Below are 10,661 nucleotides of genomic sequence, written 5' to 3'. Positions count from 1 at the left end.
AAAGTAATATTGGTTTACAGGTATTTATGAAGAGTACCTATCAAGAACTTTGGATAACGATTTACCTTGGATAAGAAAACTTATCATGAGTCGTGATAAGTTTAGTGAAGATATCGACCTTGCCGTTGACCGCGGATTTTTTGGATATTCAGGGGAGCTATCAAAAAAACAGCTGACCAAGCTGAGGAAAGAAACGAGTTCCTATATTTCAGGGAAATTTTATCCAGAGTTGCAGCAGCGATTTAAGAGCAATGGATTTAAGGATGTGGGTTTCAATATCATTCCGGCCGAATCAAGCGACCAAGACCCTCGTATCATAGAAATCTATTATCCATTTCTGACCAAATCCCCCGGATACATCCAACCAAGGGTACAAGTTGAAATTGGCTGTCGTTCTCTAAGGGAACCATTTCAATCAAAACCGATAAGCTCCTTTGTGGACGAAGAATATCCCGATGCCGAATTTGTAGCGCCTCCAGTAAAGGTTCCATCCGTAACCCCTGAAAGGACTTTTTTAGAAAAACTTTTTCTATTGCATGAGGAATTCCAACGTCCCAAGGAAAAGATAAGGGTGGATAGGCTAAGCCGTCATTTGTACGATATTTTCCAATTATCGAAAACGGAATTTGCGGTCAATGCCATCCACGACAAAGGTTTATATGAAACCATTGTAAATCATAGATATGTATTCACAAAACTTGGTGGGGTCGATTATAATCTGCATCGACCTCAGGATATACGGCCCATCCCACCCCCTGAGTATGAGGACGATTGGAAGGCAGATTATAAAACCATGCAAGAGCAAATGATTTATGGGGATTCCCCAGCCTATGAAAATTTGGTCAAGGGAATCCAAGGATTTTTAGAAAAGATGAATGTTTTGGATTGGAGAATGGGAGTGGAATTTCCCTTACCCAAAAGTTGAGATCAATTTGGGCAGGACAACCATATAAACGAATCAAATAGGAATAAAGACTATATAATCGGAATCCATAATGGATGATGTTTGATATGAACACCTAAATTTAATCATCTTTGTTATCGATTAAAGAATCAATGAGTTATGGGAAAAATTAAAAAATTTAATTCGGACACCTTCTTAAGGATATTCGCCCTATTAATGTCCGTGTCGCTGTGTTCTTGGATCGCACCACTTGTTTTTGAATTAGAGGTTAATGAGATTAAAGTGGTCTACATGATAAGAACATTCACTTTCGTTATGATTACTTTAATGATTATTGTTCCGTTAATTTTATTCTCTTTCGAAAAACCAAAAAAGTACAAATAGGCAATTAAAACGAATAGGAATGCCAGAAGACGAATTTTCCATACAGGTAAAGTCAAAATAGCAAGGAGAATACCTTGATGGATTTGTACGGTCTTCCCATTTATAAGGAAGAAGTTATAGACTATCTTTTGGAGGGTAATTGCGATAATCAGTTTCTGCTATTTATGTTCTCTTCAAAAGGGTGGATACGGCCAAGAACGAAGTGATGTATTATTTGAATCTTTTCCGTTACATTGATTAAATTTATACCATGTCGGAAACCCTATATAAAGTACTGGATTTCAGTCGGCCTATCGACAGACAGTCTTTCATGGAGGTAATCAGTGAATTGGACAGTCTTCCCCCTTCCCACAAAAAGCATGCGCTTTCAGAAGGGCAACTGAAAACCCTTATCGCGGCCATCTTTACGTATGGACTTCATTATGACGAAGTCCCCAAAGAGCAAAGGGAACTGCTGTTAAAGGCCATTCTGGAAGATAAACAACCGCTGTTTGACCTGTCCCAAACCTTTGGAAGACATCTGATAAACAACCTGGGTAATTCCGCGAAATTACAGCTGGAAGCACTAAAAAATATCGAATATGACTTTAAACGGCCATTGTCCAATGAACCGCTAGTGGATTTTGTAGAAATGGAACTCTTGGACCAGACCACCTCGTACCGGAAATGGGAATATGGCCGATTCTCCGTAGCTTATTTAACAGCGCATTTTTCGACGCAGGCCCAATGGAAAAAAGTGGAGAAAACCGTGAAAGAAAAGAAACCACGCCCCGAAGCTTATCTCAAAAATTTTGATAAGGAACTGGAAAATGCACGCTATGGTCTCGATGCCCATGAACAAGTACTACTACATCTTGTCGTAAAGGCCAAGCTCCTGCCCGAGAAGACTACTATGGCCGATTATTTGTTGGCGGGCTCTATAGTGCAACAACACCTGCTCGGCCTCTCCCTTCGGCTCGAAAAACTTGCCAAGGCATTGGTAAATGTTATAGAGCGAACTCCAAACATAAACAAACGCAGGGGCGGCCCTAAATTATGATTCCGTCGGAAAAACTGCTCAGCTATCTGGAGGAATTGGCCAAGGAGGAACATCCCGAGGTCAACGGCAAGGAATATTCCCTATCACAGGTCCTTTTGGCCGAGCGTCTGGTACGCGATGTACAAAATGCAATCGGTATCGGTTCGCAAAAACCAAAACTTTCCCGTAGGCGGGCCTTTATCGTAATCTTGGAGGAACGTTATTACAACGTCCCGAACTATCCAGAAGGACTTACCCTTCGTGGTATCCACAGAAGGGCTTCCCAACGGTTCGAATATATGAACAGAGACGTAAAATCCTTTACAACGCCCATGGAGGTGCATCCCAAAGACCCCTGTACTTTTTATGAGGACAACGCCCATGGCAAGGCACGCTATAGATCCGCATTAAAGCATCTCGTATTGGAATCCCATAGATACTTTGAGGTTCCTGAAGCCGAGGCCTCCCTTAAAATCCTTTTCGAGGACGTTAAACTCTGCTGAATCCATTTACCGTACAACACTCCGTGTACGGCAAAGCCCTTATTGACTTGAGATATGTTTTAGGTTTGGCCTAAGTTAATCGGAGGTCACGTAGCAAGTTGTGTTTTTGCTAACAAAAACCCTACGCACTTCGTTTGCAGATTATCTGAAATACAAGCTAAATCCATTGAAATGGGAAGACCGAAAAAAGAATTTACGGCACGAAAGACAATACAGGTCAATGTAAGAATGACCGTTGATGATTATTCCAAAGTTTCCAATAATGCGGAAACTATCGGGTTATCCATTGCGGAATTTATCCGAAGAAGGATTACGAAAAAGTCGCTACCAAAGAAAAAGGTAAGTCCATCGGACCGGAAACTTTTCGTTGAACTTAGTCGAGTGGGAAACAATCTGAACCAAATCGCCAAGGTCGTGAACTCGGGCATTCGCGACCCGTTCAGTATTCATAGGCAATTGGAAGAAGTAAAAACACTATTGCAATACCTTAAATCAAATATCAAGAAAAATGATAGGTAAGATAGTGATAGGAAAGGATTTTTATGGAGTACTGGCCTACAATGAAAAAAAAGTACGTGAAGGGGTCGGGTATGTCATCGATTCCAATATCGAACATTCCACTTCCGTTGAAATGACGCAGGAATTCAATTTGATAAGGGAGCTACGCCCAAACCTCGGGAAAGCGGTACTTCATGTCTCCCTGAACCTGCCGCACTCGGATTATTTGGATGATAAAACGTTCGTATCGGTAGGGTGTGATTATTTGATGAAGATGGGTTTTGACAACAATCAATTTATCATGTACCGTCATACCGATACGGAACATGAGCATATCCATATCATAGCCAATCGGGTAAGGTATTCGGGGAGATTAACAAGTGACAGTAATATTAAAAGAAGAAACCGTAAAATACTCGATGATCTGGAAAAGAAATACGGACTGACCCAAATAGTAGGTAACACAAATACCCAAAAATCACTTACCCAAAAAGAAATAGAGAAGACCCTAAGAACTGGTAATGTACCGATAAAACTTGTTCTTCAGGACAAAATCGGTTCAGTAGTTTCAAGGGCAGCGGATACAGCGCAATTCATCACATTACTACAAAAACAAAATATATCGCCAAGATTTAACGTGAGCAAAACCACGGGAAGAGTTTCGGGCATATCTTTCAAATACCAAGGAGTTGTATATAAAGGCAGTACGCTCGGTAAAAAATTTTCATGGAACAGCATCGTAAAACATATCGCTTATGAGCAAACAAGAGACCGTTCGGTTATACTATCGGCTAATGAAAAAGAACGAGGAACTCATCTTACTGGCGAAGGAAACAATGGAACGACAATCAGGCATGAACAAAGAAATAATAGAACTGCGCAAGGCACTCAAGATTCTTCTGGGCAATCAAAAGGTCATCTGGGAAAAATTGAAGGAGATGGAGTAGTCCAACCTCTGGTAGATGAAACGGAATGGAATCCGTTTAAACTTGAACTTATGGATGACGGTATTAAGAAAAAGCGCAAAAGAAAGAAGAAAAAGAAAGGACTGAACCTATAGAAGATATTATGAAAGAGAACAATAAGTTACGATCTTCGGAATTAACTCCATCTGAAATTCAGGTGTTGGAGATGATACGGAACAAAAGGTTCCTATCCATTAAGTTGATAATCAAAAATGGGGAGGTCGATACAATCGAGGGTTTGGAGCGACTGCATACAGGAGAGCGTATTATCGATATGTTGAAACAACATGATTTTCAAAATCTGGAAATCAAGCAAAGTAATGGTAAGATCGTCTGTGTAAACAGAATTTACAGGAAAAAAGTCATCCCTCCCGTCAAATCTAAAAGTTGTTAACCAACTACTTATAATTAGGGGATAAAATAACCATTCCATAATGGATTTAATAAGTTAAAAAAGGTAAATTAAAGCCTGCTTTTACAAATACGGTAACGACCTTCACGACAAAGGAGCTGCCGATTTTCAGGAAAGATGTCAAACTCAATACTTGAGCCAAAGCAGAAAAACAAAAAATTCAACAGCGTATGGCTGAAAACTTATGAAGGTTTTGAGGATTACTCGGAAGAAGATGCGGAGCGAATCGTAGAACAACTTCTAGCACTTGCCAACATAGTCTGTGACCATGTCCAAAAGGTAAGTAAAGACGAAGATTAAATTTAAAAAACAGCAACTAAATAATAGTTGCATTTTAGTATCTTTGATAGAGGGTGGATTTAGGATCATGTTCGTGAACGAACTAAACAATAGGGAATAAAGCGGATTAGGAAAATAGAAGCAATGGCGGATAATTTGGAACATGAAGGGTATTTCGGTTCTGTGGAGTATAGTTCTCGGGACGGGCTGCTACACGGAAAAGTTATCGGAATAAACGACTTGGTCAGCTATGAGGGTACTTCGGTCAAAGAGCTGAAGGAGGCTTTTGAAGGGTCCGTCGACCATTATCTTGAAACCTGCAAGGAGCTTGGTAAAGAACCGAACAGGTTTTATAGGGGAGGGTTCAATATCCGTACATCCAGTGAAATCCACAGGGAGCTTTCGATAATGGCCGAAAGGAAAAAAATGAAACTGAACGAACTGGTCAACAAGGCCTTTGATTATCTGGTAAAGAACGAGGACAAGGTCCTGAACCAAAATAAGGTCGAACAATGAGAAGGGGAACCAAAAGAATGTTGACCGCAAGTGGGGAACGGGCCAAACATTTGAGGCCATTTCGAAAAAGAGTGTTCTGGAAAGCCGAAAGACAGGCCCAAAAGAAAATAGAAATCGATTCAAAATTCAAATAGCCCATGGGAGGAAAGGATCCGTTCGTCGCAACCAGAAAAAAATACGATTCCCTAAAGGAGAAATACGATAAATTGATCGTATCGGCCTTTGATGCCGATGATTTCAGGAGATACAATGAAATCCTGTTCTCCGCCCACAGTTGTGGTATAGAGGGCAATAGCTTCAGCGTGGACGACACGAGGGAGCTTAAGGAAAAGGGGTATGCCGTTAATCTTGTCAACAAGACCTTACTGGAAGCGTTCGAAATAATGGACCATTTCAATGCCTACGATTATATCCTGAAAAACAAGGGTTCCGATTTCAACGAATCCTTCGTAAGAACGGTACATAAAATATTGACCAAAAATACATTGCCCTATAAAGGCCACAAACCCGGGGAATATGCCAAGACCCAAATGGCGGCCGGTGATACGGTATTCCGTGACACCAAAAAGGCCATAGCGAACATGCCAAGGCTTCTGGCCAGTTTCGACGATGCCATCAAAAACAAAAAAACGCACCCTTTGGAGTTGAGTGCCATATTCCACAAGATGTTCATTTACAGCCATCCCTTTCCGGATGGTAACGGAAGGTTAGGCCGGTTGCTGTCCAATTTTATTCTGGAGAAGTTCAAACATCCACATATCATTATTTTAAAGGAGGATAGGCAGGAATATATCGATGCACTCAAAGCTTCCGAGAAGCACAACAATATGTTGGCGATAGTCAACTTTTTCTATGATACATCGATCAAGAGAATGCAAAAGGAAATTGGTCAAAAAAAAAACCTTTCGAAGAATTTCAACTTGGGTTTTGAGGACGGGAATAAAAGAAAAAAGGGTTTTACAGGACCAAAAAGATAGCATATGAACTTAGAGGTGTTCGAACAATTCGCGAAAAAGGAAAAAGGAAGGATTATCGGCAAAAGTGATACGGCCGTTATCTATACCCGTGTTTCCAGTAAGGAACAGTTCGACAACAATGCCAGTCTGACCACCCAGCTTAAGTATTGCCAAGAGTATGCCATCAGAAAAAAGCTCGAGGTAATCGAATATTTCGGGGGAACCTATGAATCGGCAAAGAGCGACGAACGTAGGGAATTCCAAAAGATGCTAAGCTATGTCAAGCGACGAAAGAACATCGGTTATATCATTGTCTATTCCTACGATAGGTTTTCAAGAACTGGCGCGAACGGTGCATATATCAGTGGGCAACTAAAGAAACAGGGAATAGCGGTCGTTTCGGCCACCCAGGAAATCGATGTTACAACAAGCGCAGGTACGTTCCAGGAAAATCTTTTCCACATGTTTTCCCACTTCGACAACCAAATCCGCAGGGACAAATCCATTACGGGCATGCAGGAAAAGTTACGAAAGGGATACTGGACGGGAGCTTATCCCTTTGGTTACACCAACACCAATCCTGGAAAAGGGAAGATTCCGAATTTTGTAATTTCTGAACAAGGAAGATTGCTTAAGCACGCTTTTTTATGGAAGGCGAACGCAAATATGTCCCATGTCGAGATTGCAAAACGCTTGGAAGAAAAGGGCCTGAGCATTAAAGCAAAAAAGCTGACGGACCTTTTTAGAAACCCTTTCTATTGTGGGCTTATTGTCAATAGTCTGATTCCGGGAGAGGTAATTCCGGGAAAACATGAAGCTTTAATACCAAAGAAAGTATTTCTTAAAATCCATGATTTGCTTCACGCAGGGGATTCACCGAAGAAATATTCGTTCGATGATGAAAACCTGCCATTGAAAAAGTTCGTCAGATCCTCGGTTTGTGGAACGCCTTATACGGGATTCATCGTAAAGAAAAAGGGCCTTTACTATTACAAGAACAGGCGTAAGGGCAGTAAGGAAAACAGAAGTGCCAAAAAGCTTCATGACGAATTTTTAAATGTGTTAGGGAGGTTTACAATAGCCGATAGAAAGTATATCGAACCCTTGACCGAGATAATTCACGACACCCTGATCGATAAGAACCAAGAGGCAGTTGACGACCAAAAGAGATTGACCAAAGAACTCGGCCAGCTCGAAGAAAGGATTGATACATTGGAAAGAAGGTTCGTTGTACTGAACGAGATTACGAAGTCGCAGTACGACCTTTTTATGCCGGAACTAAAAGCCAAACAAAGGGAACTGGAGGTAAAACTGGAAAATGGGGGAATCAATAGTTCAAACCTCAAAAAGTCGGTAAAGATGGCACTTAACTATGCCTGTAACCTGCCTAAATTGTGGGAGTTAGGCGATTTGGAAACTAAAAGAGCCGTACAATATATGGTGTTCCCTGACGGGATTAGGTATGACTTCAAAAACAAGCTAGTTCAAACTTTTCGAGTCAATGAAATTTTTGGTGCAATCTCCTCGTTTTCAGATAATTGTAAGGAAATAGAAAAGGGGACTTTCCACTCGATTTGCAGAAAATCCCCTTTAGTGACCGCGGGAGGATTCGAACCCCCAACCCTCAGAGCCGAAATCTGATATTCTATCCAGTTGAACTACGCGGCCTTATATCTTATGTTACGAACTTAATTTTGCCTTTACGATGTTGGAAATGGTCTTGCCGTCGGCCTGGCCTGCCAATTCCTTGGAAACGATGCCCATCACCTTGCCCATATCCTGCATTCCCGAAGCACCAACCGATTCAATGGTATTGACCACCACTTTTTCAACTTCTTCCTCGGACAATTGTTCGGGCAGGAACTTCTCGATCACCGCCACCTGTGCAAGCTCTGGCCCAGCCAAATCTTCCCTTCCTTGTTGTTGAAAGATCGCGGCACTGTCCTTTCGTTGTTTTACCAATTTCTGGACCAGTTTCACTTCATCTTCCTCCGAAAGTTCGGTACCGGCACCTGTTTCCGTCTTTGCCAACAAAATGGCCGACTTGATGGCACGCAATGATTCCAAGGCAACGGTATCCTTTGCCTTCATGGCCACCTTCATTTCTGTCATTACCTTTTCCTGCAAACCCATTTCCATCTATTTTGGGCTGCGAAGATAAAAAATAAACCCGAAAGTATCTCAACTTTCGGGTTCATGCTTCCATTAAAAAATGGATGTCAATTTAAACACTACTAATCAACATTATCGTGCAAAAATGAGTTGTTGGAACGCAACTGTAGATCATCGTTGCTATCCTCGCTCAATGTGGTCCTGGAAACCTTCTGTTCCTTTGGAACATCGTTCAGGTCCACACCTTGGCGCTTATATGCCGGTTGTTTCTCAATCTCGTCTATGCTGTTCCTGTTGTTCTGGAACTTATAGTTGAAATTTTTCAGCTTTCTTCGTCGCTCGTCCGCCCTATCCTTTAGAAGTTCACTGATGGAACTATTGAACGGATCCAGGTTGTCCGCGGTCTCTTCTTTTTGGTTGGACGCCTCGACCTTCAAGGTCTTTTTCTCAAAGACGAGTTCGTTTTCCACCAACTTGGGTTCGTGGGTCTCGGCCATGGACTTGGCTCCGGTCAATTTGGACTCCAGTTCCATGTACTCTTCCAGATTGTAGCGGGTCTCTCCTTGGTTTTTATATTCCAAAACAGGTTTTACCTCCACATATTCATTCACCCTCACATCTCCAACGCCATCATCCAGATTGAAAGTGACCGTGTGTTCCCTTTCATCCTCTTCTTCCTCCACCTCATTGTTAAGGGGCATATCAAAACTCAGGGTAAACTGGTCTTCCTGCGACTTGGGAGCAACCACTTCGGGCTCCACTACCTCTATATTATTGATGATATTTTTGGCTTCGATGATGATAAAGTCATCCTCCACATATTCAGGGACCACTTCTTCATAGAAAACATTGAAATTACGGATATAGCTTGTGGTGGGCACCAAATCGGGTTCCTGTGTCTTGGCCTTGGGCACCATACGCTCTTCCACCTCTTCTTTCATCTCCAAGGTGTGCTTCACCACGGTGGGTTCTGGTTCAGGTTCCACTACGGGAGTCCTTTCTACCTTAACCTCCTGAACCGCTGTGGATTCAGGGGTCAAATCCTGTTCCGCCGTCTGTTCATCCTCCAGGGTATAGAACACCTTTTTGGATTCCGTGTTCACTATGTTGTCCTGCTGGTCCACATTGAAGCCAGTGGCGATCACGGTCACCGCAATGGCCTCTCCCAGGTTTTCGTCCTCACCCACACCCATGATGATGTTAGCACCATGTCCGGCCTCTATCTGGATATGGTCATTGATTTCTCCAATCTCATCAATAGTGATTTCCTGGGAACCCGAAACAATGAGCAGCAGCACATTTTTGGCCCCATGGATCTTGTTATCGTTCAGCAATGGGGAATCCAAGGCTTTCATGATGGCCTCTGTGGCCCTGGCCGATCCAGATGCCACGGCAGAACCCATAATGGCCGTTCCGCTGTTGGAAAGCACGGTCTTGGCATCCCGAAGGTCAATGTTCTGTGTGTAGTGGTGCGTGATGACTTCTGCGATACCCCTTGCTGCAGTGGCCAACACCTCGTCCGCTTTTGAGAAGCCGGCCTTAAACCCAAGATTGCCGTACACTTCACGAAGTTTGTTGTTGTTGATCACGATGAGCGAATCCACGTTCGCCCTCAATTTTTCTATCCCCAATTGTGCTTGCTTGTTACGCATGGCCCCTTCAAACTGGAATGGGATGGTAACGATGCCCACGGTAAGGATGTCCAGTTCCTTGGCCAATTTGGCCAAAATGGGTGCGGCCCCGGTACCGGTTCCTCCTCCCATACCTGCTGTGATGAAGGCCATTTTGGTATTGTGTCCCAACATGCCCTTGATCTCTTCCATGCTCTCCAAGGCAGCCTGCTCCCCTACATCGGGGTTGGCCCCTGCGCCTAGACCTTCGGTGAGGGAAACTCCCAGTTGTATCTTATTGGGAACAGGACTGTTCTGCAAAGCTTGGGCATCGGTGTTGCAGATCACGAAATCCACTCCATTGATCCCTGCCTGGAACATGTGGTTGATGGCATTGCTACCGCCGCCGCCTACTCCTATTACCTTTATTACGTTGCTCTTGTTCTTGGGCAAATCAAAAGCGATGTTGTCAAATTCAGTGTTCTTACTCATGACAGTTGTGTT

At 42.8% G+C, this 10,661-nt stretch carries 12 protein-coding genes and 1 tRNA gene; 10 read left to right on the top strand and 3 right to left on the bottom strand.

The window, feature by feature from the left end; translation table 11 throughout:
- The first annotated feature begins 85 nt into the window (after positions 1–85).
- The 10 genes from SD450_RS08550 (at position 86) to SD450_RS08505 (ending at position 8,076) form a co-directional block, all read left to right on the top strand.
- The gene (locus SD450_RS08550; RefSeq protein ID WP_119648327.1) at positions 86–925 is read left to right on the top strand and encodes a nucleotidyl transferase AbiEii/AbiGii toxin family protein; all 840 of its coding nucleotides are present in this window, start codon (positions 86–88) and stop codon (positions 923–925) included.
- Positions 926–1,538: 613 nt separating this feature from the next.
- The gene (locus tag SD450_RS08545) at positions 1,539–2,327 is read left to right on the top strand and encodes a hypothetical protein (RefSeq protein WP_119648328.1); all 789 of its coding nucleotides are present in this window, start codon (positions 1,539–1,541) and stop codon (positions 2,325–2,327) included.
- A complete protein-coding gene (locus SD450_RS08540) occupies positions 2,324–2,809 on the top strand; it encodes a hypothetical protein (RefSeq protein ID WP_119648329.1) in 486 nt (161 codons plus the stop codon). Before SD450_RS08545 ends, SD450_RS08540 begins: the two co-directional genes overlap by 4 nt.
- A 171-nt stretch (positions 2,810–2,980) precedes the next feature.
- Positions 2,981–3,328: a plasmid mobilization protein gene (locus SD450_RS08535; protein ID WP_318344157.1), complete on the top strand. Its 348-nt coding sequence runs from the start codon at positions 2,981–2,983 to the stop codon at positions 3,326–3,328.
- Positions 3,318–4,367 carry a relaxase/mobilization nuclease domain-containing protein gene (locus SD450_RS08530; RefSeq protein WP_318344156.1) on the top strand — a complete coding sequence of 350 codons (1,050 nt, stop codon included), beginning with the start codon at positions 3,318–3,320 and terminating at the stop codon, positions 4,365–4,367. The genes SD450_RS08535 and SD450_RS08530 overlap by 11 nt, the downstream gene beginning before the upstream one ends.
- A 434-nt stretch (positions 4,368–4,801) precedes the next feature.
- Positions 4,802–4,984 carry a hypothetical protein gene (locus SD450_RS08525; protein ID WP_318344155.1) on the top strand — a complete coding sequence of 61 codons (183 nt, stop codon included), beginning with the start codon at positions 4,802–4,804 and terminating at the stop codon, positions 4,982–4,984.
- A 123-nt stretch (positions 4,985–5,107) separates the two neighbouring features.
- Complete coding sequence (locus SD450_RS08520) at positions 5,108–5,479, top strand: type II toxin-antitoxin system HicB family antitoxin (RefSeq protein WP_094997766.1); 372 nt, start codon at positions 5,108–5,110, stop codon at positions 5,477–5,479.
- Positions 5,476–5,613, top strand: coding sequence for a hypothetical protein (locus SD450_RS08515; protein ID WP_318344154.1), 138 nt, complete (start codon positions 5,476–5,478; stop codon positions 5,611–5,613). The genes SD450_RS08520 and SD450_RS08515 overlap by 4 nt, the downstream gene beginning before the upstream one ends.
- A 3-nt stretch (positions 5,614–5,616) precedes the next feature.
- Positions 5,617–6,456, top strand: coding sequence for a Fic family protein (locus SD450_RS08510; RefSeq protein WP_318344153.1), 840 nt, complete (start codon positions 5,617–5,619; stop codon positions 6,454–6,456).
- A gap of 3 nt (positions 6,457–6,459) precedes the next feature.
- Complete coding sequence (locus SD450_RS08505; RefSeq protein ID WP_318344166.1) at positions 6,460–8,076, top strand: recombinase family protein; 1,617 nt, start codon at positions 6,460–6,462, stop codon at positions 8,074–8,076.
- Here SD450_RS08505 and SD450_RS08500 read toward each other — a convergent pair.
- From SD450_RS08500 to ftsZ, 3 genes are all read right to left on the bottom strand, one after another.
- A tRNA-Arg gene (locus SD450_RS08500) sits at positions 8,030–8,103 on the bottom strand. The two genes, SD450_RS08505 and SD450_RS08500, sit on opposite strands and share 47 nt — an antisense overlap.
- A gap of 12 nt (positions 8,104–8,115) precedes the next feature.
- Positions 8,116–8,568, bottom strand: coding sequence for a GatB/YqeY domain-containing protein (locus SD450_RS08495; RefSeq protein WP_318344152.1), 453 nt, complete (start codon positions 8,566–8,568; stop codon positions 8,116–8,118).
- Between the two features lie 101 nt (positions 8,569–8,669).
- Positions 8,670–10,649: a cell division protein FtsZ gene (ftsZ, locus tag SD450_RS08490; protein ID WP_318344151.1), complete on the bottom strand. Its 1,980-nt coding sequence runs from the start codon at positions 10,647–10,649 to the stop codon at positions 8,670–8,672.
- Positions 10,650–10,661: the final 12 nt, after the last annotated feature.

The sequence above is a fragment of the Flagellimonas baculiformis genome (assembly GCF_033441575.1).
GTDB classification, from domain to species: Bacteria; Bacteroidota; Bacteroidia; order Flavobacteriales; family Flavobacteriaceae; genus Flagellimonas; species Flagellimonas baculiformis.
The sequence above is the reverse complement of the archived record's forward strand: the minus strand, read 5'-3'. Positions and strand labels throughout refer to the sequence as shown.